This is a genomic window from Paraglaciecola hydrolytica (genome assembly GCF_001565895.1).
Classification (GTDB): domain Bacteria; phylum Pseudomonadota; class Gammaproteobacteria; order Enterobacterales; family Alteromonadaceae; genus Paraglaciecola; species Paraglaciecola hydrolytica.
Window position 1 is genome coordinate 11,116 of sequence record NZ_LSNE01000020.1, and the last position, 24,055, is coordinate 35,170.

25 protein-coding genes are annotated in these 24,055 nt (G+C 44.1%); 20 read left to right on the forward strand and 5 right to left on the reverse strand.

Annotated elements, in window-relative coordinates; genetic code table 11:
* Positions 1-239 precede the first annotated feature (239 nt).
* Positions 240-1,439 (reverse strand): LysR family transcriptional regulator, encoded by a 1,200-nt coding sequence (locus AX660_RS21650; protein WP_068382072.1) that lies wholly within the window; start codon positions 1,437-1,439, stop codon positions 240-242.
* Between the two features lie 138 nt (positions 1,440-1,577).
* On the opposite strand from AX660_RS21650, the gene AX660_RS21655 reads away from it, so the two are divergent.
* The 10 genes from AX660_RS21655 to AX660_RS21700 all read left to right on the forward strand — a co-directional run bounded on the left by AX660_RS21655 (position 1,578) and on the right by AX660_RS21700 (position 11,172).
* On the forward strand, positions 1,578-2,267 hold the full coding sequence (locus AX660_RS21655) for a 4-carboxy-4-hydroxy-2-oxoadipate aldolase/oxaloacetate decarboxylase (protein ID WP_068382074.1): 690 nt from the start codon (positions 1,578-1,580) through the stop codon (positions 2,265-2,267).
* Positions 2,268-3,347, forward strand: a complete 1,080-nt coding sequence (locus tag AX660_RS21660) for a 4-oxalomesaconate tautomerase (RefSeq protein ID WP_068382076.1) — start codon at positions 2,268-2,270, stop codon at positions 3,345-3,347.
* A gap of 67 nt (positions 3,348-3,414) precedes the next feature.
* Positions 3,415-4,434: an amidohydrolase family protein gene (locus AX660_RS21665; RefSeq protein WP_068382078.1), complete on the forward strand. Its 1,020-nt coding sequence runs from the start codon at positions 3,415-3,417 to the stop codon at positions 4,432-4,434.
* Positions 4,431-5,342, forward strand: coding sequence for an amidohydrolase family protein (locus tag AX660_RS21670; RefSeq protein WP_068382080.1), 912 nt, complete (start codon positions 4,431-4,433; stop codon positions 5,340-5,342). Before AX660_RS21665 ends, AX660_RS21670 begins: the two co-directional genes overlap by 4 nt.
* Entirely contained in the window at positions 5,335-5,721 is a 387-nt protein-coding gene (ligA, locus tag AX660_RS21675; RefSeq protein WP_068382082.1) for a protocatechuate 4,5-dioxygenase subunit alpha, read from the forward strand. Before AX660_RS21670 ends, ligA begins: the two co-directional genes overlap by 8 nt.
* Positions 5,721-6,560 carry a class III extradiol dioxygenase subunit beta gene (locus AX660_RS21680; RefSeq protein ID WP_068382084.1) on the forward strand — a complete coding sequence of 280 codons (840 nt, stop codon included), beginning with the start codon at positions 5,721-5,723 and terminating at the stop codon, positions 6,558-6,560. Before ligA ends, AX660_RS21680 begins: the two co-directional genes overlap by 1 nt.
* 15 nt (positions 6,561-6,575) lie before the next feature.
* Positions 6,576-7,517: a Gfo/Idh/MocA family oxidoreductase gene (locus AX660_RS21685; protein ID WP_068382086.1), complete on the forward strand. Its 942-nt coding sequence runs from the start codon at positions 6,576-6,578 to the stop codon at positions 7,515-7,517.
* Positions 7,518-7,534: 17 nt separating this feature from the next.
* Positions 7,535-8,521, forward strand: a complete 987-nt coding sequence (locus tag AX660_RS21690) for an aldo/keto reductase (RefSeq protein ID WP_068382088.1) — start codon at positions 7,535-7,537, stop codon at positions 8,519-8,521.
* Positions 8,522-8,623: 102 nt separating this feature from the next.
* The gene (gene pckA / locus AX660_RS21695; protein WP_068382092.1) at positions 8,624-10,267 is read left to right on the forward strand and encodes a phosphoenolpyruvate carboxykinase (ATP); all 1,644 of its coding nucleotides are present in this window, start codon (positions 8,624-8,626) and stop codon (positions 10,265-10,267) included.
* 143 nt (positions 10,268-10,410) lie between these two features.
* Positions 10,411-11,172 (forward strand): sulfite exporter TauE/SafE family protein, encoded by a 762-nt coding sequence (locus AX660_RS21700; protein WP_068382467.1) that lies wholly within the window; start codon positions 10,411-10,413, stop codon positions 11,170-11,172.
* A 7-nt stretch (positions 11,173-11,179) separates the two neighbouring features.
* Here AX660_RS21700 and AX660_RS21705 read toward each other — a convergent pair whose 3' ends face one another.
* Entirely contained in the window at positions 11,180-11,941 is a 762-nt protein-coding gene (locus tag AX660_RS21705; protein WP_068382094.1) for a siderophore-interacting protein, read from the reverse strand.
* Positions 11,942-12,167: 226 nt separating this feature from the next.
* Entirely contained in the window at positions 12,168-13,076 is a 909-nt protein-coding gene (locus AX660_RS21710) for a LysR family transcriptional regulator (protein WP_068382096.1), read from the reverse strand.
* A 186-nt stretch (positions 13,077-13,262) separates the two neighbouring features.
* Here AX660_RS21710 and AX660_RS21715 point away from each other — a divergent pair, with 186 nt between their 5' ends.
* The 6 genes from AX660_RS21715 to AX660_RS21740 are packed head-to-tail and all read left to right on the forward strand — an operon-like array spanning position 13,263 to position 18,696.
* Positions 13,263-14,258, forward strand: a complete 996-nt coding sequence (locus AX660_RS21715) for a fumarylacetoacetate hydrolase family protein (protein ID WP_068382098.1) — start codon at positions 13,263-13,265, stop codon at positions 14,256-14,258.
* Positions 14,258-15,046, forward strand: coding sequence for a cyclase family protein (locus AX660_RS21720; RefSeq protein WP_068382100.1), 789 nt, complete (start codon positions 14,258-14,260; stop codon positions 15,044-15,046). The genes AX660_RS21715 and AX660_RS21720 overlap by 1 nt, the downstream gene beginning before the upstream one ends.
* Before the next feature lie 56 nt (positions 15,047-15,102).
* A complete protein-coding gene (locus AX660_RS21725) occupies positions 15,103-16,263 on the forward strand; it encodes an alpha/beta hydrolase family protein (RefSeq protein WP_068382102.1) in 1,161 nt (386 codons plus the stop codon).
* Between the two features lie 10 nt (positions 16,264-16,273).
* Entirely contained in the window at positions 16,274-17,200 is a 927-nt protein-coding gene (locus tag AX660_RS21730; protein WP_068382106.1) for a VOC family protein, read from the forward strand.
* A gap of 6 nt (positions 17,201-17,206) precedes the next feature.
* On the forward strand, positions 17,207-17,569 hold the full coding sequence (locus AX660_RS21735) for a Rieske (2Fe-2S) protein (RefSeq protein WP_068382108.1): 363 nt from the start codon (positions 17,207-17,209) through the stop codon (positions 17,567-17,569).
* Positions 17,566-18,696 (forward strand): FAD-dependent oxidoreductase, encoded by a 1,131-nt coding sequence (locus AX660_RS21740; RefSeq protein WP_068382110.1) that lies wholly within the window; start codon positions 17,566-17,568, stop codon positions 18,694-18,696. Before AX660_RS21735 ends, AX660_RS21740 begins: the two co-directional genes overlap by 4 nt.
* Before the next feature lie 173 nt (positions 18,697-18,869).
* Here the strand turns inward: AX660_RS21740 and AX660_RS21745 are convergent, their stop codons facing one another.
* On the reverse strand, positions 18,870-19,361 hold the full coding sequence (locus tag AX660_RS21745) for a MarR family winged helix-turn-helix transcriptional regulator (RefSeq protein WP_068382112.1): 492 nt from the start codon (positions 19,359-19,361) through the stop codon (positions 18,870-18,872).
* Positions 19,362-19,579: 218 nt separating this feature from the next.
* Here AX660_RS21745 and AX660_RS21750 point away from each other — a divergent pair, with 218 nt between their 5' ends.
* The gene (locus tag AX660_RS21750; protein ID WP_068382114.1) at positions 19,580-20,527 is read left to right on the forward strand and encodes a PDR/VanB family oxidoreductase; all 948 of its coding nucleotides are present in this window, start codon (positions 19,580-19,582) and stop codon (positions 20,525-20,527) included.
* A 26-nt stretch (positions 20,528-20,553) separates the two neighbouring features.
* Positions 20,554-21,618 carry an aromatic ring-hydroxylating dioxygenase subunit alpha gene (locus AX660_RS21755; protein WP_068382116.1) on the forward strand — a complete coding sequence of 355 codons (1,065 nt, stop codon included), beginning with the start codon at positions 20,554-20,556 and terminating at the stop codon, positions 21,616-21,618.
* A 193-nt stretch (positions 21,619-21,811) separates the two neighbouring features.
* Here the strand turns inward: AX660_RS21755 and AX660_RS21760 are convergent, their stop codons facing one another.
* On the reverse strand, positions 21,812-22,705 hold the full coding sequence (locus AX660_RS21760; RefSeq protein WP_068382118.1) for a LysR family transcriptional regulator: 894 nt from the start codon (positions 22,703-22,705) through the stop codon (positions 21,812-21,814).
* A 130-nt stretch (positions 22,706-22,835) separates the two neighbouring features.
* Here AX660_RS21760 and AX660_RS21765 point away from each other — a divergent pair, with 130 nt between their 5' ends.
* Complete coding sequence (locus tag AX660_RS21765; protein ID WP_068382119.1) at positions 22,836-23,201, forward strand: DoxX family protein; 366 nt, start codon at positions 22,836-22,838, stop codon at positions 23,199-23,201.
* Positions 23,185-23,988, forward strand: coding sequence for a DODA-type extradiol aromatic ring-opening family dioxygenase (locus tag AX660_RS21770; RefSeq protein WP_068382122.1), 804 nt, complete (start codon positions 23,185-23,187; stop codon positions 23,986-23,988). The genes AX660_RS21765 and AX660_RS21770 overlap by 17 nt, the downstream gene beginning before the upstream one ends.
* Positions 23,989-24,055: the final 67 nt, after the last annotated feature.

Below are 24,055 nucleotides of genomic sequence, written 5' to 3' on the forward strand. Positions count from 1 at the left end.
GGTCGTAGTGAAGTTAATTTTCTATTCTATGAAAACAAATATCCAAAGGTTTTTTCAGTCACAATTCTATCATTGATGATTGACAGTTACTTTGGTCACAGAACGAAGTTGTTAGTTAGTACTATGGATTTATGTCTTAAAAATTGTGCACCCGGCGCGATTCGAACGCGCGACTTTTGCCTCCTGAGGGTACTCCTGCGAAAATTTAAGTTTTATCTTGAAAAGATAAAGAGGCGACCTTAGCAGAGGGCTGAATTGGTTTTTACAAGTTGCTGAATAATATCTAAAAAACGATTTTGCATTTGGGTTGGATGCCATGTGCGGCGCATGGTTAGCCCTATTTCTCTATCTGTGTCAGGTAGGGTCATGGGGCATACCGCAAGTAAACCCGCACGTACTTCTACTTCCACTTGGCGGGCGGGCAATAAGGCGGCTCGTTCGCTGTTGAGCAATATGCCACGCACTGCCACTAACGAGCTACATTCAATCACATGAGAGGGTGGTGCTAAGCCGCGACTCACAAAAATCTGACTAAATACATGGCGTGCTGGGGTACTTTTAGCTGGTGCTACCCAATCCAGTTGTTGTAATTCGGCGGCTGAGATTATTTGGCGGGTTGCCAGTGGGTGCTTGGCTTTCACTACAATACTCAGTTGATCTTGAAACATAGGGCGTTGCACTGTGTCGGGATTGGGCGAGCGCAGGGCACCCACTATGAGGTCAAGCTGGCCATGTAAGAGGCTATTAAACTGCTCCCCATAGGGCCCATCTACTATAGATATAGTGGCATCGGGAAATTCATCATTAAGCTGTAATACGGCTAAAGGTACTATTTCTGAGCGGGCCAGCGGCAAACTGCCGATGCGCAGTGAGCCATTAACCTGGCCATTAAATTCCTGCATTTCGTCAATGCCTTGTTGTAACTCGGTAAAAAACAAACTGGCGTAACGGCGCAATTGTTTGGCGCGCCACGTGGGCTCTACCCCAGTAGGCGAGCGTGGCAACAAGGGCTGTTCGCAGAACTGTTCAAGATCTTTGATGGTGCGGTGCAAAGTCGGTTGGGATAAACCTAAGTGTTGCGCAGCAGTGGTATAACTTTGTAATTCCACGATATGCATCAGCGCGGTCAATTGCCTACTGGTTACCGAGCGAATAAAAGCTTGGCGTTTGGCTTTGTCGTTGGCAAATACGATGGCGACAAATTCCTGTAAGTGTTCGAAGGCACGGCCTATACGCTGCAAAAAAAGCTCACCCACTTCAGTGACTTGCATGCCAGCATGGGAGCGACTAAAAAGTGTATAACCAAGATCAGACTCTAACTTATTAATACCTTGGGTTAGGGCTGATTGGGTCAAATGGATTTGATTGGCCGCCTGGCTTAAGGTACCACATTCCTTTATTTTTAAGGCGCAGAGTAGGTGTCGAGTATTGATGTGCATAGGCCGATATCTGACAACGAATAGCAGGTTGATTAAGCCATTATAGAAAAAATTAATGGTCTACGACAGCTTTCTAAAGTTATTTATAAACAAGCTTGCGCCATACTGAATGCATAAAATGACATCTAGAGGTGAATTATGGCTGTTTGCATTACTGATATTGCTCGTCCAAGTGCAGAGACTGTGGCTAAGTTCCAAGGCGCTGAAGTTGCCACCGTACACGAATCACAAGGCCGCAAAGGTTTATTGGCCGAGTACATGCGTCCAATTTATAAACCTGCAAAAATTGCCGGCCCAGCGGTAACTTGCGAAGTGGCACCGGGCGATAACTGGATGATCCATGTGGCGGTTGAGCAATGCCAACCCGGTGACGTATTAGTGGTTAAGCCCACGAGTCCTAGTGTTGATGGCTTTTTTGGGGATCTATTAGCTACATCCCTTAAAGCGCGAGGTGTATTGGGTTTGATCATCGAAGGTGGTGTCCGTGATACGGCAACCTTAACGTCGATGAATTTCCCAGTTTGGTCAAAAGCCATTTTTGCTCAAGGCTGCGTAAAAGAAACCATTGCTAATGTTAACGTCCCTGTGACTTGTGCAGGTGCTTATATCCGTCCGGGTGACATGATTATTGCCGATGAAGACGGTGTTGTCGTTGTGCAGCGCGAAGATGCTGAAAGTGTAATCACGAAAGTTGAGCAACGCATTGCCAATGAAGAATCCAAACGTGTGCGTTTTGAAAATGGTGAGTTAGGGCTCGATATCTACAATATGCGTGAACGCCTCGCACAAAAAGGCTTAGTTTATGTTAAGCAGGGCGAGGAAGGCTAAATGCAGCTCTCCATTCCTTGTTCCATCATGCGTGGCGGTACCTCTAAGGGTCTGTATTTTCTGGCCGAAGACTTGCCTGCAGAGCCCGCTTTGCGTGACCCACTCTTACTCAGTTTAATGGGCTCACCAGACGAGCGCCAAATTGATGGTTTAGGTGGAGCCCATCCGCTGACCAGCAAGGTGGCCATCGTGAGTAAATCAACTCGTGTCGATGCCGATGTTGACTACTTATTTTTACAAGTGGTGGTGGATAAAGCCCAAGTCAGTGATGCGCAAAATTGCGGCAACATTCTGGCTGGCGTGGGGCCTTTTGCCATAGAGCAAGGTTTAGTGGCGGCCGGCGATAACTTTACCGATGTGCGTATTCATATGCTCAATACGGGCGCGAATGCCGTGGCGCGAGTGCAAACCCCACAAGCTAAAGTCAACTATAGCGGTGACGCTAAAATCGACGGTGTGCCCGGTAGCAGTGCGCCGGTATTAATCGATTTTTTAGATATCGCCGGTTCCAGTTGCGGTAGTTTGTTCCCTAGCGGAAATAGCCAAGATGTGATCAATAACATTGCTGTCACTTGTATTGATAATGGCATGCCAGTGGTGTTGCTCAATGCTGCCGATTTTGCTTTGCAGGGGGATGAATCGCCCGCGGAATTAGAAGCTAATCACAGCCTGAAAGAGCAAATCGAAGCTATTCGGCTTAAGGCGGGGGAGTTAATGAACTTGGGTGATGTTACTAAAAAGACCGTACCCAAGATGACCTTAATTTCCAAAGCCTTAAACGGTGGTTTGCTTAATACTCGTAGTTTTATTCCCCATAGGGTGCATGACGCCATTGGTGTATTAGGCTCGGTCAGCGTTGCCACAGCCTGCGTGCTTAAAGGCACAGTTGCCCATGATTTACTGCAACAAGATTTTGCCGATGGCAGCATCGAAATAGTGGTCGAGCATCCCACTGGCCAGTTTAATGTGGAAATGGAAGTCAGTGGCAGTGACAACATCGCTAGCTTTCAAATTCACCGCGCTGCCTTATTACGCACCGCCCGTTTGTTAATGCGTGGCGAAGCCATGGCAAATAGCTAGGCCATAGCGTCCAACAGTTGAACGCATTGCGCAAAATAATAAATAGCCGAATTAAGAGGAATACCCAATGATTATCGATTGCCACGGCCACTATACAACTGCGCCAGAGCCTTTACAGTTGTTTCGTGATGCCCAAATAAAAGCCTATAAAGAAGGCAAGGCCTTACCTGAAGTGCCGCATATTAGTGATGACCAAATTCGCGAAAGTATCGACCAGAACCAAATTAAACTGCTGGACGAACGTGGTTTAGATATGACCATTTTCTCGCCACGTGCCTCAGCCATGGCCCACCATGTGGGCAATGAGACAGTGTCTAAACAGTGGACTTCGGCCTGCAATGATTTAATTGCCCGCGTGGTGGATTTGTACCCTCAGCGTTTTATTGGGGTGTGTCAGTTACCTCAGTCGGTGGGTGTACCCATTAAAAACTCCATTGAAGAGTTAGAGCGTTGTGTTACCGAACAAGGTTTTGTGGGCTGTAACTTAAACCCAGATCCTTCCGGTGGCCACTGGAATTCAGCGCCTTTGACTGATCCTAGCTGGTATCCGTTTTACGAAAAAATGGTGGAGCTTGATGTACCCGCCATGATCCACGTATCTGGCTCGTGTAATCCTAATTTTCATGCCACAGGCGCCCACTACATGAATGCCGATACCACGGCCTTTATGCAGTTTTTAGAAGGAAATCTGTTTAAAGATTTTCCTGAATTACGTTTTATTATTCCCCACGGTGGTGGTGCAGTGCCTTATCATTGGGGCCGTTACCGTGGTTTAGCCGACATGCTTAAACAACCGCCTTTACGCGAACATGTGATGAAAAACGTGTATTTTGATACCTGTGTGTATCATCAACCTGGCATCGATTTATTGTTTAAAGTCATTGATATTGAAAACATTTTGTTTGGCTCGGAAATGATCGGGGCTGTGCGTGGCATTGATCCTGAAACCGGCAATTATTTTGACGATACCAAACGTTATGTAGATAGTTTAATTTTATCTGAGGCCGACCGTACTAAAGTCTATTCAGGTAATGCACGCCGTGTTTATCCAGGTTTAGATAAAAAGTTAAAGGGAATGGGATTATGAGCAACTTTACTAAAGATGCTGACTGGTTAGATTGGCATCCGTCACCCTCAAAACCTGTGTATAAATTACCTGCAGGGGCGGTAGATGCCCATTGCCACGTGTTTGGACCTGGTGAGCAGTTCCCGTTTGCACCTGAACGTAAATATACCCCTTGTGACGCCTCAAAAGATCAGTTGTGGGCCTTGCGTGACTTTTTGGGTTTTAGCCGTAACGTCATTGTACAAGCTACCTGTCATGGTGCGGATAACCGCGCTTTAGTAGATGCCCTGAATGCTTCTCAAGGTTTAGCCCGCGGGGTCGCCACAGTCAAAGAAAGTATTACCGATGCCGAGCTTGAAGCCTTACATCTAGCCGGTGTGCGTGGCGTGCGTTTCAACTTTGTAAAACGTTTAGTGGATGCCCTGCCTTTTGATTCACTCAAACGCATTGCCAGTCGTATTAAAGAGTTGGATTGGCATATAGTGATTTATTTTGAAGGTCAGGAATTACCTGAACTCTATGATTTTTTCACCAGTTTACCCACCACCGTAGTGGTGGATCACATGGGGCGCCCTGATGTAAGCAAGCCCCTCGATGGCCCAGAGTTTCAGTTGTTTATGCGCTTAATGCGCGACAATGAAAATTTTTGGTCAAAGGTGAGCTGCCCAGAACGTTTGTCCATTGATGGGCCAACTAAACATTATCTCGATGTGGTGCCTTTTGCTCATGCTGTGGTGGAGAATTTTTCTGATCGCGTATTGTGGGGAACCGACTGGCCCCACCCCAATATGAAAACCCATATGCCTGATGATGGCCAGTTGGTGGAAATGATCCCTTTGTTTGCGCCAAGCATAGAGCTGCAACGCAAGTTACTTATCGATAATCCCATGCGTTTGTATTGGTCAAAAAAAGGAGACACCCATGCCTAGTAATAAACCTTATAAAAATATTCCCGGCACCACAGTATTTGATGCTGATATGGCGAGCATAGGTTTTCATTTAAATCAGTTTTGTATGTCGTTGATGAAAGCGCCAAACCGCGAGCGTTTTAAACAAGATCAACAAGCCTATCTTGATGAATGGCCCATGACTGAAGAGCAGAAACAAGCCGTTATTGCTCGTGATTACAACCACATGATGAGTTTGGGCGGCAATATCTATTTTCTCGCCAAAATATTTTCTAGTGACGGTATTAGTTTTCAAGATGCAGCCTCGACCATGACAGGCATGACATTACCCGAATATGCACAAATGATGCTGGATGGTGGACGAACACCTCAAGGCAACATGTACGAAGGAGATAAATAATGGCAAAAATTACCGCAGGTGTGGCTACATCCCATGTGCCAGCCATTGGTGCTGCCATTGATAACGGCAAAACCCAAGAACCATATTGGCAGCCCTTGTTTAAAGGTTATGACTATGTGAAACAGTGGGTTAAACAACAAAAACCTGATGTGGTTATTTTAGTTTATAACGATCATGCTTCAGCTTTTGACCTTAACTTTGTACCGACCTTTGCCATTGGTTGTGGTGCAGAGTTTAAACCTGCCGATGAAGGTTGGGGGCCGCGTCCGGTGCCCAATGTGATGGGGCATCCACAACTAGCCTCCCATATTGCACAAAGTGTGATCCAAGATGATTTTGATTTAACCGTGGTTAATACCATCGACGTCGATCATGGTTTAACTGTGCCCTTGTCATTAGTCTTTGGCCAGCCCGAAGCTTGGCCTTGCAAGGTGATCCCTGTGGCGGTCAATGTGGTGCTCTATCCTGCGCCATCGGGTCGTCGTTGTTACAACTTAGGTAAGGCCATTCGTAAAGCGGTTGAGAGTTTTGATCAAGATCTCAATGTGCAAATTTGGGGCACAGGTGGCATGAGTCACCAGTTACAAGGTCCTCGTGCGGGATTGATTAACAAAGAATTTGATAATGCCTTTTTAGATCGCATCGTTGATGACGCCGAAGGGCTGTCGCAAATGGCTCATTTTGATTACTTAAACCAAGCCGGTTCTGAAGGTATCGAACTCGTTATGTGGTTAATTATGCGTGGCGCCCTGAATGACAAGGTCGAGCTGAAACAACGCTTTTATCACGTTCCAGCGTCGAATACTGCGGTTGGCCATTTGGTACTTGAAAACAAATAGATTTGGAGAAATAACATGAAAGTCATAGTCGTAGGCCCAGGTGCCTTTGGAATTAAACATTTAGACGGCATTAGAAATATCGATGGGGTTGACGTCGTGGCCCTTGTTGGTCGTTCTGCGGAAAAAACCCAAGCTGTTGCTGAGCAATATGGCATTCCGCAAATTTTCACTGACTTAACTGAAGCATTAAAAATTGAGGCTGATGCGGTCATTTTGTGTACTCCAACACAACAACATGCCGAGCAATCCATCCAATGTATGTTGGCCGGTAAACATGTACAGGTTGAGATCCCATTGGCTGATAGTTGGGCCGACTCACAAGCCGTTGTCGCCACTCAGCAAAAAACCGGTTTAACCTGCATGGTGGGGCATACTCGTCGTTTTAATCCTTCCCATCAGTGGGTTAATCACAAAATTAAGGCAGGTGAGCTGAACATCCAACAAATGGATGTGCAAACCTACTTCTTCCGGCGCAAAAACATCAATGCCAAAGGTGAAGCCCGTTCATGGACTGATCACTTGTTGTGGCACCATGCGGCGCACACCGTTGATTTGTTTGCCTATCAGGCAGGCAGCAAAATTGTTAAAGCCAATGCCGTGCAAGGGCCTATACATCCAGAGCTTGGTATTGCTCTGGATATGTCGATTCAGTTGCAAGCAGAAAATGGCGCCATTTGTACCTTGTCTTTGTCGTTTAACAACGATGGTCCGCTCGGAACCTTCTTCCGTTATATCTGTGACAACGGTACTTACATTGCTCGTTATGACGACTTGTTCGACGGTAAAGAAACCCCTATTGATGTATCAAAAGTTGATGTGTCGATGAACGGTATTGAGTTGCAAGACCGTGAATTTTTTGCCGCCATCAAAGAAGGTCGCGAGCCCAATTCAAGTGTTGGCCAAGTGTTAGCTTGTTATAAAGTGCTGCATGACTTGGAACAGCAACTTAATAGTTAAAAAGCAGGAGCTAAACCATGGCATTACGCACTATTGCTGGCCACTCGTTACAAGCCATAGGTTTGGGTTGCATGAATTTGAGTCATGCCTATGGCCATCCACCATCAGCTGAGCAAGCCTCACGTGTGCTCTTGTCGGCCATTGATATGGGAGTGGATCACTTTGATACCGCCGCCTTGTATGGCTTTGGCAATAATGAAAAGTTGGTGGGTCAGGTATTAAAACCTAAGCGCCAACAACTGTTTTTAGCCAGTAAATGTGGCATGACGGGCGTCGATGGCAAGCGTGTGATTGATGGTCGCCCCGCAACTTTGCGTAACACCATAGAACAGTCTTTAGCTCATCTGCAAACCGATGTGCTCGATCTTTATTACCTGCATCGTTGGGATAAAACTGTGCCCATTGAAGACAGCGTGGGTGAGCTATCGCGCATGGTGGTAGAAGGTAAAATCAAGGCTATTGGTTTGTCTGAAGTGTCTGCCGATACTTTACGTAAAGCACATCATGTGCATCCCATTGCCGCAGTGCAAACCGAATATTCGTTATGGACTCGTAACCCAGAAATTGCGGTATTAAAGACCTGCCACGATCTGGGCATTGCCTTTGTGGCGTTTTCACCCTTGGGTAGAGGTTTTTTAAGTGGCCAAGTCAAAGATGCCACTAACTTAGTTGATGGTGATATTCGTAAGGGCATGCCACGTTTTCAACCCGAGCAGGCCAAACTTAACCAACAACTGTTAAGCAGCTTGGCAGCTATGAGCCTAGAGCTAAATTGCACTATGGCGCAGTTGAGTTTGGCGTGGTTATTACATCAAGGTCAACATGTGATCCCCATACCAGGAACGACCCAATTATCTCACCTAAGTGAAAATATGGCGGCCAGTCAGATCCATTTGAATGCAGACCAATTAACCCTGTTAGCTAAAATCTTTGAGCCCAACAAAATTAGTGGCCCACGGTATCCCGCGGCAACCCAATTAGAAATTGATACTGAAGAGTTTTAGTCCAAAGCAGAATTGTCACTTAAAGATAATAAAAAAGTAAAACCTATAATAATAAAAAAAACCAAGAACCTCTGTACCCAACTACATAAGGACACTATCAACATGAGTGCTTTACAAAAATCATTAGGGAAAAGTGACGAAGCCGTTATTGATTTGTCTAGTTTAGGCATTAGCAATACCACTGAGATCCTTTATAACCCAAGCTTTGAACAATTATTTATTGAAGAAACCGCCCCTGAGTTAAGCGGTTTTGAAAAAGGCCATATTACTGAGCTTGGTGCCATTGCGGTGGATACAGGCATCTTTACTGGTCGTTCACCCAAAGATAAATATATCGTCAAAGACGACACCACCCGCGATACCATTTGGTGGTCTGATCAAGGTAAAAATGACAATAAAGCCATGTCACCTGCTACTTGGTCTTATCTAAAAGACTTAGTTACTAAGCAGTTGTCAGGTAAACGCCTGTTTGTGGTTGATGCTTATTGTGGCGCCAATGCAGATACACGTTTAAGTGTGCGTTTTGTGACTGAAGTGGCGTGGCAAGCCCACTTTGTGAAAAACATGTTTATCCGCCCCAGTGATGCTGAATTAGCCAGCTTTGAACCTGACTTTGTGGTGATGAATGGTGCCAAAGTTGTTAATGATAAATGGCAAGAACAAGGCTTAAATTCAGAGAATTTCATTGCCTTTAACCTCAGTGAAAAAGTGCAGATTATTGGTGGTACTTGGTACGGCGGAGAGATGAAAAAAGGCATGTTCTCCATGATGAACTACTTTTTACCCCTCAAAGGCATAGCCTCAATGCATTGCAGTGCCAACGTGGGTTCAAAAGGGGATGTGGCAATCTTTTTTGGTTTATCAGGTACAGGTAAAACCACCTTATCCACCGATCCTAAACGAGAGCTAATTGGTGATGATGAACATGGTTGGGATGACAACGGCATCTTTAACTTTGAAGGCGGTTGTTACGCAAAAACCATTAACCTTAGCCAAGCCAGTGAACCGGATATTTACCAAGCCATTCGCCGTGATGCCTTATTAGAAAACGTTGTGATTGATGCCAGCGGTAAAATTGATTTTGATGATAATTCAAAAACCGAAAATACCCGAGTGTCTTATCCCATTGAGCACATCCACAATATCGTTAAACCCATATCTCGCGCAGGTCATGCCAATAAAGTTATCTTTTTAACCGCTGATGCGTTTGGCGTATTACCGCCAGTGGCTAAGCTCACACCTGAACAAGCCGAGTATTATTTTTTATCGGGTTTTACCGCAAAATTGGCTGGAACAGAGCGTGGTATTACTGAGCCATCCCCCACATTTTCTAGTTGCTTTGGTGCCGCGTTTTTAAGTTTACACCCTACTAAATACGCTGAAGTACTGCGTAAACGTATGCAAGCCTCCAACGCCCAAGCCTACTTAGTGAATACCGGTTGGAATGGCACAGGAAAACGTATTTCCATTAAGGATACTCGCGCTATTATTGACGCCATACTGGATGATTCCATCGAACATCATCCAACCAGTAATTTGCCGATCTTTAATCTAGTGATACCAAACTCCATTGCCGGTGTGGATGCCAAGGTACTCGACCCACGCAATACCTATGGCAGTGTTGATGAGTGGCAAGGTAAAGCGCACGATCTTGCGGGTCAGTTTATCAATAACTTTGTTAAGTTTACCGATGTGCAAAACGGTGCTGCCCTAGTGGCTGTGGGGCCACAATTAGCAGCTTGTTAAGCTCAAACTAGGTCTTTTTGAGTCGTCTTAACTTCAGTTCATTTGAGGCTAAGACGCAATAAACACATAATTTGTGGCCTACAATGCCAAACCTCAATTTGGCGCATTAGACACTTGCTAGCTAAAAGATAATGCAAACCTTGATGGATATTTTAACTCACGACATGTTAGGCCCCATGATGGCAGTGGGCCTAATTGTGCTCGCAGGTTTTACCTCTTTTATTACCGCCGCCTTTGGGGCCGGAGGGGGCTTATTACTGCTGGTGGTGATGGCCTCAGTAATGCCCATGTCAGCTGTCATCCCAGTACACGGCTTAGTGCAATTAGGCTCTAACGCCAACCGCATGTTGTTTACCCTCAAACATATTGATGTCAGCATGCTGCTGTATTTCTCGGCAGGCGGAATAGTGGGGGCCTTATGTGCGTCACTTTTGGTCACCCAATTGCCCCTTGAATTGATGAAGCTGGTGGTAGGGATATTTGTACTTTATTTGCTCTGGGGTGCTACACCCTCCATTCGAGAAACCTCTAAATTAGGCCGCGCCATAGCCGGTGCAATTACCACCTTTTTATCCATGTTTGTGGGTGCCAGCGGCCCCATGGTCGGCAGTTTTATGTATCTCAATGGTTATGAAAAACTGCGTTTTACCGCCACGTTTTCCAGCTGTATGACCTTGCAACATTGTTTAAAAGCTTTTGTGTATGCTGCCATAGGTTTTGCATTTTGGCAGTGGTTGCCGCTTATTATTGCCATGGTCGCCAGTGGTGCACTCGGCACTTGGCTTGGGATCAAACTACTGAAAAAACTTCCTACTGAAAAATTCAAACTGATCTTTAGGGTGATTTTATCGCTGTTGTGTGTGAAACTGATTTGGCAGGCGACAATTCAGTGGCTCTACCCTTGAGCATAACTTAAAGAGCATTTAGTTTTTTATCCGCATTAAAGCGGTCTGCATCCATGCCGTTTTTCCAATATCCGGTAGCATGAATATTCAGTCGCTTAAATTCCAGCTCATCCAATAACATACTTTTGACTGATCTAAGCTGGCTGGCTTCCAGACCAATAAATACTTGGCTGTCGGTGGACATATCAGCAGCAAGCGTGCGCACTGCTTCAGCAATATCCGCTGGATTTTCATCTTCAATTCGCCAACGCACTTGTAGATGTTCTGCACCATCCATGGCAATGATATCAGCGCGAGTAGGCACCGTAACTAATGCTTTAAGGTCCGCACGGGCAGGGATGAATTTTGCGTATCCATTGACCGCATTAACCGCGGTTATGTCACCAATCAACAAATAACTGTCAGCTGTAAAATCCGTCAACTTGCGTACGCCAGGGCCGGCAATCCCTACGTAGTCACCTACTTTTGCCTGAGCGGCCCAATCGGTGGCAGGACCTTGATGACGATTGATCACAAAATCGATGACCAGTTGTTTATTCTCAGCGTCGAATTCTCGAATGGTATAAGAGCGCTTTATTGCGGGGTTTGCGCCATGAATATCTAAATTGGGCAGGCTATCGCCTGAGTGGGGTAACAACACTTTGACATGTACGCCATCTTGGCCAGATGGAAAATCGGCTAGATCAGGGCCACTTAATATAACCCTTTGTAAATGGGGGCTAAGTCGATAAGTATTGACGACTTGGGTTAATCTTACTTTTCTTGACATGTATTTGTGACCTTGTTTGCATTTTTTATAGAAATGCACTGCATTGTTTGAAGGATGTGTTTAATTAATATAGTTGATAAAGTCAATTATAGTCACAAGGTTGATATTGTCAACTATATTTGTATATAGCTTATAAAGGTACCTAGATGGCATTGCGAGAATATATTCTCAGGCTTTCACCTTATTGCAGGGAAAATGTTGGCTAACCTACGCTGAGCAAATGTAGCTAGTGGAACTTGGCTGCGCCATCTACAATCTTTTGTCGCAACCAGCGATGCATTGGATCGTTCTCTAAGGTTGGATGCCACATCATGCTTTCTTTTAGTTTTGGAGCATCGAAGGGTAATTTGACGATTTTGATCGCACCACGCTGTGCATGCACATCGGCGAAGTGCCTCGGTAAAATGGCGATACGGTTAGTATTCAATAGGGTATAGATCATAGTGGAAAAGTCATTGGTAATGATCTCCACTCTTCGATTGATTTCCATCGTTTCGATTAACCAGGGCTCAATACTTAAGTGACTTGCGCGAGCAAAACCCACAGATACATGACCGAACGAATTAAACTCCTCTAAAGAAAGTTTGTCACCAAGCAGCTCATTATTTATATCAGCGATACAGACTAATTCGTCATTCACGAGAGGGACATTTGGATAGGCATCCAACATCACCGCCTCTGGTGCCATCATCAAGTCGGCGCCGCCTTTAGCCAGAATATTAATTTCATGGGCAAAAGGCGATAGAAATTCAAAGGTCACTTTGGGTGCCGATTTAGCAACTTCAGCCACCACATGACTGAGTAAAACTTGGATGATGTAATCAGAAGCAATAATTTTGAAGTGACGTTCACTTTGTTCTGGGTTATTGGCTTTTTTACCAATAATAGAACCACGTACAGTGGCGAGTACCCCAGCAACCGGCCCTTGTAACTCTAAGGCAAAAGGTGTTGGCTGCATCTTTTTGCCAATTTGTACCAATAAATCGTCTTCAAAAAAGGCTCTTAATCTAGATAAAATTCCGCTGGTAGCAGACTGGGAAAGGTGCAAGCGCTCTGCGCTACGAGTGATATTTTGCTCTTCCAGCAATATATCTAAGGCCACGAGTAAGTTAAGGTCGAGTTGTTCAAATCTCATGTTGTTATCTCGCAAAATTCAATGATGAGGCAAATACTTAATCACAGAGGCTAATTTGCACTCTATGTATCTGTTTTTCTGATAGGTGCTATCTAAACATTCAATTTTTTGGATTGCAAATATTACATTAACATTGATTGTTAATTTAATTGATTATTTTTTAACAAATTAAGCTGGGTTCTGAATATGAAATTAGCATCGTTAAAATCTGAACATCCTGACGGCACGCTGGTAATCGTTTCTCATGACCAAGCCCGCTGCGTGGATGTAACAGATATTGCTCCAACAATGCAATTTGCTTTAGACAATTGGGCAAGCTGCAGCGAAGCCTTAAAGGCGAAGTATAAAAGCCTGAATGATGGTCTTGAACCTAACAGTTCGACTTTTACTAGTCAGTCGACCTATGCCCCTCTACCTCGCTCGTGGCAGTGGTTAGATGGTTCGCTTTTTCTTAATCACGGCCATTTGATGCAACAGGCTTTTCATCTTGATCCTATCGCTGATGCAGACAAATATCCGCTGGTTTATCAAGGTGCCGGTGACAGTTTTCTAGGCGCTAAAGATGACATAGTCGTGGCTGACCTAAAACACGGCATTGACTTTGAAGGTGAATTTGGCGTGATTGTGGATGCCATTCCTATGGGCAGCTCTGCCGAGTATGCGCTATCTAAAATTCGTTTGGTGGTGTTGCTCAATGACATCAGTTATCGCGCCTTGGGGCCACGCGAAATGAAAACGGGCTTTGGTTTTGTCCAAGCCAAAGGCCCTACGGCTTTTGCGCCAATCGCTTTAACTCCAGATGAACTGGGTGAACACTGGCAAAATGGCCGCGTATGCTTGCCTTTACAAGTGAAAAGAAATGGGCAAATTTTTGGTGAGCCTCTAGGGCAAGAAATGCATTTTGGTTTTCATGAACTAATCGCCCATGTCGCGCAAACTCGTCCAATTAAAGCGGGTACCGTATTTGGCTCGGGTACAGTATCAAACGCTGATCCTGCCAAAGGCCAAGCTTGTATTTCAGAATTACGTGCTAAAGAAATGATCCAACACGGCGCACCACAAACCCCGTTTATGCAACAGGACGAAGTGGTTAGTTTCAATGTCATCGACCCGAACGGTAACAGTCTATTTGGTGTGATTGAGCAGCGCGTTACCCTCAGTCTTGCTAGTGAGAACATCTAATGTTTAATCCCAGAAATTTTACCATTATCGACCTATCCGTCACCCTAGAAAATAACCCTTATACCGATCCACCGCCTTTGCTGCCTAAAATCGATTATATGGATCACCAACAGGGCTGGCCTGAAATGGGCGCCATGTTTCCGGGTTTAACCAAAGCGCAAATGCCAGGTGATGAAGCTTGGGCGGCGGAACGTTTAGATATCACAACCCATAGTGGTACCCACATGGATGCGCCTTGGCATTACGCGTCAACCACCGATGGTGGCAAACCGGCTTTTGGTATTGATGAATTGCCTCTTGAATGGTGTTTTCAGCCCGGTGTAAAACTGGATTTCAGGCATTTAGAGGATGGTTACATCGTTACCGCCCAAGACGTTGAAGATGAATTGACCCGCATAGGTCATGACTTACAACCACTGGATATTGTGGTAGTGAATACCCGTGCAGGTGAGTTGTTTGGTCAGCCAGGCTACCTTGATGCGGGTGTTGGTATGGGCCGCGAAGCCACTATGTATTTGCTTGAACGCGGCGTAAAAGTAGTGGGCACTGATGCATGGAGTTGGGATGCTCCGTTTAAATATACCCGTGAACGTTTTGCTAAGTCTGGTGATGCGTCGATCATTTGGGAAGGGCATAAAGCCGGCCGTGATATCGGCTATGGGCAAATGGAAAAACTCAGTAATTTAGAGAGTTTGCCAGCAACGGGATTCTTAGTTAACTGTTTCCCTTACAAAATTAAACACGCTTCAGCGGGCTTTTGCAGAGCTGTGGCACTAATTGAAAAATAACGTATTGATAAAAATTTGGCGTGCTTTTATGGCCAAAATGTTTAAAAGGAAAAATGATGTTTAAGTACTTTCCAACCAACTATGTGTGGAATCTATCGGTTAATTTAGCCATAGAAATGGGGTCTCGTATCGGTGAGATTGAAGAAATGTGTGGCCCCTTGCAAGATGCCGCTAAATCACCAGACAAAGAAGGCGTGCAAGCCTTTAGAGACACCTGGGCCAAGATGTCCGATAAACTTTGCGGTTTAGCAGAAGAAGATTTAGCAAAAGGGCGCACCTTATCAGCAGGCTATAAATATAATCGTGCTGCTACCTATCTTATTACCTGTGAGCGTCTTCAGGCTCATGGCGCACCCGGCAGAACAGAGCTGTATAAGCGGTCGTTAGAGTTATTTGAAAAATCCATCGAGCTTAGTAAAGAAAACTGTGTACGTGTTGAAATTCCCTATGAAGGCAAACACTTATCAGCTCTGTATGTCAGAGCCGAAGGAGTAGAAGGGCCAGCGCCCATCTTGATCCAAATTAACGGCCTTGATTCCTCCAAAGAAATGAAATACCGCGTGGGTTTACCAGGTTGGTTAGCTGAGCGTGGGGTTTCATCACTAGTTTTAGATCAGCCAGGTACCGGTGAAGCCTTAAAATTACAAGGTTTGCATGCACGTTATGACACAGAGCATTGGGCCAGTGTGGTGGTTGACTGGCTAGAAAAGCATGATGAAGTAGACAGTAAACGCATAGGTATGGAAGGTGTGTCTTTAGGTGGCTACTACTGTCCTCGTGCGGTAGCTAATGAGCCTAGATTGGCCCTAGGCTGTGTGTGGGGTGCAAACCATGATTGGCGTGATGTGCAAAAACGCCGTTTAGAAAAAGAAGGTGACTTCCCTGTTCCGCATTATTGGGCGCACGTGCAATGGGTATGGGGCGCTAAAGACATGGATGACTTTATGAAGATTGCTGAAAATGTGCACCTTGATGGCCAAATTGAAAAAATTAAAGTGCCGTTTTTGGTGACGCATGGCTTAAAAGATTCGCAAATCCCTCTTAAATGGGCCGAGCGCACTTATGAGCAATTAGTTAATAGCCCTAAACGTGAACTTAAAATATTTACCGAACGTGAAGGTGGCGTGCAGCATTCAAGCTTTGATAACAGTTCGAACGCTGGTACTTACATCGCTGATTGGGTTGCAGAAACCTTTAACGAATTAAAACAAAAGTAGGATCTCCAGCATGAATATTATCGGACCAGACAAACTTATTTTTGGCGTTGACGATGTCGCGGCGTGCAAGCAATTTGCCCTTGATTACGGCTTGGTTACCAAAGATGAGCAAAATTATGTCTCTTTAGATGGCACTGGCATTGAAATCTTGCATAAAGACGATGCGTCATTACCCGCCCCTTTACCCAGTGGCTCTATGTTGCGTAAAACGATTTACGGTGTGGCTGATCAAGCAGCCCTAGACGCCATTACTGCTGAATTATCCAAAGACAGAGAAGTAAAGACTTTAGCCGATGGCAGCATTGAAGCCCTTGATGACTTAGGTTTTGTATTAGGTTTTCAAGTCACTATCCGTCAAACTCTCGATTTACCAGCAGAGACGATCAATGCGCCAGGTGCGGCTCCGCAGCGAGGTGTCAATCTCACTGGTGTGAGTAAAGACTTCACGGCTAAACCACGCAGTTTGTCGCACGTTGTGTATTTTGTGCCTGATATTGAAAAAGCCGAAGCTTTTTACGCAGAGCGTTTAGGCTTTGTGACAACCGACCGCTTTACGGGTACAGGGCCCTTCATGCGTCCAGCAGGCACCCTTGATCACCATACTTTGTTCTTTTTAAAAACCCCGCCCTTTATGCAAGGTGTTGAGCATTTTACCTTCCATATGAGCGGTCCTACCGAAGTCTCACAAGCTGGGTATGCCTTGGTTGAAAAAGGCTATCAAAGTTTCTGGGGACCGGGTCGTCATATCTTTGGCTCTAATTGGTTTTGGTATTTCAAAAGCCCCTTTGGCTGCAATATTGAATATGACGCAGACATGGACTTACACGATGATAGCTGGGAAGCGCGTGAAGCCTTGCCAGGTGCGGATAATTCCCAAGTGTTTTTATTGCAATCTCGCGAAAAATGGGCGCCAGGCGGACCTCCTGGAAAGCCGTAAATATTCATGGGTAAGTTATGGTTAGGCAATGTCAGTGACATTGCCGACGGGCAAGCAAAAGGTTTCGACCCCAATCATTCGGGCAGTGATACCTTTTTTATCGTGCGCCAAGGCAACGAACTGTTTGCCTATGTGGATATTTGCCCGCACTACAACGACACCTCATTACCGTGGAAGCGGCATCACTATCTCGATAGTGCCAGTGCCCATATTGTGTGTGCAGCCCACGGTGCCTTGTTTGAAATAGACAATGGCGATTGTGTACAAGGCCCGTGTAAGGGGCAAAAGCTGAGTAAGATCCCATTAGAGGTTTCATCCCAACAAGAAATTTGGATAAGCCTAACAACAATTAAGGAGTTCAACTTATGAACCCATGTGTGAATAAAGTTTTGATAATCGGTGGTGGTTTTTCGGGGATGACGGCAGCCATTGAGTTAAGAAAACACAACATTGAAACGGATATCGTTGAGATTGATCCTAATTGGCGCACAGATGGTGCGGGTATCAGTATTGGCGGCGCGACGCTCAGAGCTTTTAATACTTTAGGTATACTTGATGAGTTTATAAAACAAGGTAGCGCTCATTCTGGTTTAGATATTCATGCCCCGCATGGTTTGCATTTAGCACATATTCCTACCCCCTTAATTGGTGATCCTAACATCCCAAAATCTGGGGCGATCATGCGACCTGCATTAGCTAAAATACTGGCTGATAAAACCCGAGAGTCGGGCGCTAATGTCAAGTTGGGCTGTACTTTTACCGACATCAAACAACATGAAAATGGTGTAGAGGTAACTTTTACAGATGGCTCGACAGCCAGCTACGATTTAGTTATCGGCGCCGATGGTTTATTCTCACAAGTGCGCAAAACCGTATTTCCTGAAGCGGCTACACCAAAATATGTTGGTCAAGGTGTATGGCGGGCGGTATTGCCGCGCTTACCAGAAGTCAAAAATACCATGATGTGGGTAGGGCCTAATTTAAAAGTCGGTATTAACCCCATGTCTAAAGATCAAATGTACCTATTTTTGACTGAAGATAAAAAAGACAAACAATATGTAGAGCGTGCTGAATATTTAACTCAGCTCAAAGCCCTGATGATGACCTTCCCAGCACCTATGATTCAGCAATTGGCAGGCATGTTAAATGAAGAGTCACTGATTGATTTTCGTGCCTTAGAGAATCTTTTAGTACCCGCTCCCTGGTATAAAAATCGTGTGGTAATGATTGGTGACACGGTACATGCTACAACGCCACATTTGGCTTCAGGCGCGTGTATCGGTATTGAAGATGCCATTGTATTGGCTGAAGAGTTAGGAAAATCAACAAGCCTAAACACAGCCTTAGAAGCCTTTCAAAACCGTCGCTGGGAACGCTGTCGCATGGTAGTTGAAAACTCTGGCCGTTTGGCGCAAATCGAAATAGAAGGCGGCGATAAGCAAGAGCATATGGGCATCATGCGTGACAGTATGATTGCTTTGGCTCAACCCATTTAACGTTTCTCTGCTTTATTAATGGTGTGTAGTTGCTGCACACCATTTTTTGCTGTTACGGCTGCAGTACTGCCGCCGACAATGATATCTGGCTGTTGTTGTGGTAGGTATTTATTATTAGAGTTACTTTAGGACCCTTCAAACGATGAAAGTTGGCCATAACAAAACTTAAAGCACTAAAAACCAATTATTGGCTCAAAAGCGTTAACCTGTTGTAAGTTTTTATTCAACTTGAGCAGCACCTCGATAAGTACTTCTAATTCTGCTTCAGAAATCCCCTCTAACAGTAATTTTTCTCTAGCCAAAGCTACAGTAAGTATTTTGTCATGCAGGATTTCTCCTTGGTGAGTGAGATGAATAGATGAGGAACGTCCATCCAGCTTATCTTTAATAAAGCTAACCAGCCCTGAAGCTTGTAGTTGCTTTAAAGCGCGGCTTACCGCGGCTTTATCCAGTCCAATGACCTGACAGATCCGATTGGCGGAGATATCAGACTCTACTTTTAGCATGGCTAATACACGCCATTCGATAACTCCAATATTAAAATATTTTCGATAACAGTTGGAAGCTCCCGCAGAAAGCTTATTAGATAAAGAGGTCACTAAAGCGGGTATGTATTTTTCTAGGTCTAATTGCCTTTTAGCTGAATCGTCTTTATAAGCTTGCATCTTTTATCCTGTCATTGATTGAGCTTAAAAGCTTACTTGCTGTTGTAGTACATGCAAACACTTTCACCTGATATCGCAAAAATCAGAGCGACTTAAAGGAGCGCAAACACTAGTTTGAGAAGTTTAAAATTAACAAATTATTAATAAACTAGTTGATATGTCAACTAGTTTGGCGCAATATACGCCTAAGGCCTTATGCTTAGTTGGAGTAAAAAGTGATGTTTGATGTGCAAATCCGCAGTAAAACCCTTGAAACCGCCAATATTGTTAGTTTTGAGTTAGCCCCTAAAAACGGTGATTGCTTGCCTGAGTTTGAAGCAGGTAGTCATATTGATATGAAATTTGGTGACAATTTCACTCGCCAATATTCGTTAATCAATCATCCTAAATCTCATGAGTTTTACAAAATTGCGGTTTTAAAGGATCCTAATTCAAGAGGTGGTTCAGTCGCATTGCACGATAACGTTGCCATAGGAGATACCGTAAGTATTTCTGAACCACGTAATTTATTTCCATTAGATTTAACCAGTAAACGGGTATTACTGTTTGCGGGTGGGATAGGGATCACGCCTATTATGTCAATGGCGATAGAATTAGATAGGCTCGGAATAGACTTCGAACTTCATTATCACAGCAAGTCACAGGCTAATACTGCGTTTTATCAGCAATTGCTAAGTTGCTCCTTTGCTGCAAAGGTTTTCTTCCATTTCTCCGACAAAAACAAAAAAGACGTGACACAAATTATCGGTGCTTTTACACCGGGTACAAATCTATATACCTGTGGCCCTTCGGGCTATATGGATTATATCTTTGATTGTGCAAGAGCCAATTCATGGCAAGAAGGCAATCTTCATAAAGAGAATTTTAAAGCTGAACCCTTAGCCACAGATGGCACAGATAAGCCATTTAAACTCATTTTAACTCGCTCAGGTTTAGAGATTCAGGTTGAATCTGATCAAACGGCGCTTGAAGCCATTGAAGATGCCGGAGTTGAAATCGATATGTCGTGTGAAATGGGAGTGTGTGGTACCTGTGTTACGGCTGTGACTTGCGGTATTCCCGATCACAGAGATACGTTCTTAAGCGCCCAAGAAAAGGCGCAAAACAACCAATTTACTCCTTGCTGCTCTAGAGCATTAAGTGACTCACTCACCCTAGACTTATAAATTAAGAAACGTTTTAGGAGAACCTTATGACGACTTGCACCGATACACTAGTAGCAACAAAGGCTAATTCGCCTTTTCCTTTAGATAGGTGGTATCTCGCGGCATTAAGTAAAGAGTTAACAGACAAACCAATTGCCCGGACTTTGTTAAACCATCCTATTGTTTTATATCGTGCTTTGGATGGTCAAGTAAACGCTCTTCAGGATCGTTGTTGTCATCGTCAATTGCCTTTGTCGATGGGGACAATTGAAGAGGGCGGACTTCGCTGCGGATATCATGGACTTTTGTTTGATGGTCAAGGGAAATGTCTTGAAGTGCCAGGTCAACAAAAGGTACCAAGAAAGGCTAAAGTAGAGCCTTATTTGGTAATAGAACAAGATGATCTTGTTTGGATGTGGTTTGGTTCAGAGCAGGGTTCTACCCCAGATAAGGCGCCACCTAGCTACGCTTATCATGCACATCCAGATTATGTGTATGACGGTGGAATGTTTCATTATGAAGCACCTTATCAATTGATCCACGATAACTTACTTGATTTAAGTCATTTAGGGTATGTCCACCTTAAAACCATAGGAGGAGATGCTAAAACACATATGAACGCTGAAATGTTGGTTGAAACCGAAGGTGAAACCGTCACCGTTAAACGTTATATGCCAAATTCAACACCACCTCCTACTTACATTGCTGCTTATCCGTTTAAGGGAAAAATTGACCGCTGGCAAGAAATCGAGTTTTGTCCGTCACATTTAAGAATATGGACCGGTGGTATAGATGCGAATAGCGAACAAGTAACTGCTCCAAACCGTGGAGGTTTTCATATGCGAGGTTTGCATTGTATTACCCCAGAAACAGAAGAAACAAGCCACTACTTTTGGACAATAGCAACTAATCCTAAAACTGATATTGAAAACATCAAGCAAAAAGTGGTGGAGCAAACGCGATTTACCTTTAATGAAGATAAAGTTGTCATCGAAGCTCAACATAAATCTATGCAACATTTTAAAGGCCAGCCTATGATTGATATCCATGTTGATACGGGCGCAAATCATGCTAGAAAAATTATAAAAAGCTTATGTGAAACTTCATCTTAAGCAATTGGATAGGTAAAAATAACCACGACCTACTTCGCACATTTTAGCTGATAGCCTAGATGTGCGAAGCCACTTCGAGGGATAAGCTAAGACTATCTAAGCTTTCTATATAAAAATGGCTGATAATAAGGTTTTGTAAGCATGTGCATAAGGGCAGGTTTGCAAACACAAGCATCTAGTCATTTTTTCAATCTTAGGTATTGAAAGTATAGGCTTTAAACTGCTCCCATAAGGTTAGTGCAACGGGGCCCAATAATTGTTTTTTATTTTTGATGATGTAGTAGTCAAATGTCACAGTGTTTTCGACGTCGCTTAATGATAGTTCTAGCAGTGTGCCATTTTCGAGGCTTTTTTGTATTTGGTGATAGGGTAACTTACCCCAGCCCATGCCGCTTTCAATCAGCATTTTTTTAGTAGCGAAGTCATTGACGTACCAACATCTTTGCCCATCTTGTACGCCCCAGTTTTTATTAAGTGAACCTTTGCCTGAATCTTGTACCACAATTTGATATTCATTGATTAATTCAGTGCTAGTGCTTAGCTCGGGATGACGGGCGACTAATTGCGGCGATGCCACATTGACTAACCGTCCTGTGTTTAAAGCATGCATCTCTACTTGACTATTTTGCAGAAACTCAGGATTAATCGGTGATAAACAAAAGGTGGCTTTTTGTTGATGTAAAGCCTCTAAGGCGCCCGTCAAATACTCTTGTTTTAGTACGATTTGGGTATCAGGAAATTGATTTTGTACCTTGGCGAGTAAGGGAATAATACCTTTTAAGTCGTAGGATGCCTCAGTTGCTAAAGTAATGCTGGTTTCGTTGCCTGAGTTAATATGCCGCGCCATATTACGTAAAGCATTAGCCTCATCTAATACCCGCAAGGCATGCTGATATAACACGTGGCCTTCAGCGGTTAATATTAACCGATAACCCGAACGGTTAAACAAGGTAACGTTCAAGATACTTTCTAATTGTTTTATGCCTTGGCTTATGGCGGGCTGGGTTTTATGCAGGCTCTCACTGGCTTGGCGCAAGGAGCCTAACTCAGCTACAGATTGAAACATAGTCAGTTGATCAAGCTTCATAGTAACCCTAAAGATATAAATTAAAAATTTACTAGTTGTTAAAATAGATTCAATATTTTTTATTATGTTACTCCAATAAACTCTATGCAACTTAATAACAGCCAGTTGTAAATTTTATTTGGAGTCAATCATGAACAAAACAAAGAAAATAGTATTGTGGATCAGTTTAGGTTTAGCGAGTGCGGCGTTTGCCGCTGCAGGCTTAGCAAAATTAGCGGGCGTAGAGCAAATGCATATGTCCTTTGCGACCATGGGCTTACCAGCTTGGTTTGGTTATTTTATTGGCGCTGCTGAATTAGCGGGTGCTGTAGGTTTATGGTTACGCCGAACTAGTATATATGCCAGTGCCGGTTTATTTAGCATTATGCTTGGCGCCATGTATTTTCATGTGGTGTATGACACAGCAGCGAATGCCGTTCCAGCCTTGGTATTAGCGCTATTACTGATTAATATTTTTGTTAAACGCAGAGGTCAATCTCATGTCAGTGCGGACTAATTCTGTGGGTAAAGACTTAATGCCAGTTATTTACATTCCTCATGGTGGCGGACCTATGCCACTGTTGGGGGATCCTGGGCATAAAGAACTAATTTCCTTTTTAAAAGAACTGCCCAATATACTGCCTAAGCCAACAGCCATAGTAATGATAAGTGCGCATTGGGAAAGCGAGATAGCCTCGATATCCTCAGGTTCTCAACCCCATATGATTTATGACTATGGTGGATTTCCTGCAGAAACTTATGAGTACCAATATCCTGCTGCCGGTAATCCCGATCTTGCAGAAAAAATAGCGACACTTGTAAATCAGCAAGGTATTGAATGCCGATTAGATCCTTTGCGTGGATTTGATCATGGGACCTTTGTGCCATTAATGTTGATGTATGCAAACGCAGATATACCCGTGGTTCAAGTGTCATTGTTGCAGTCATTTGATCCCGCCCAGCATATCGCCTTGGGGCAAGCTCTTGCTCCGTTGCGAGAGCAGGGGGTGTTAATCATAGGTTCTGGTATGTCTTTTCATTACTCCCAAGGCAGTGAGGAGGACAATCAACAATTTGACGACTGGCTTTGTCATACTTTGGTAAACAGCACCTCGCAAGAAGTAACACAGCAACTGATAAATTGGGAGGCCGCACCGGCTGCGCGAAATAACCACCGACGTGAAGAACATTTACTGCCATTACATGTGTGTTGGGGAGCAGTAAGTAGACAACACCGCTTAGCTGAAAAAGTATTTTCAGGATTGTTATTCAACCGCAGAATTTCCGGTTTTTTGTGGCACTAGTTGACTCACCCATCATTTTAATTACGTTATTTTAGGAAATAAGTCATGTGATCTGCAGCAATAATTA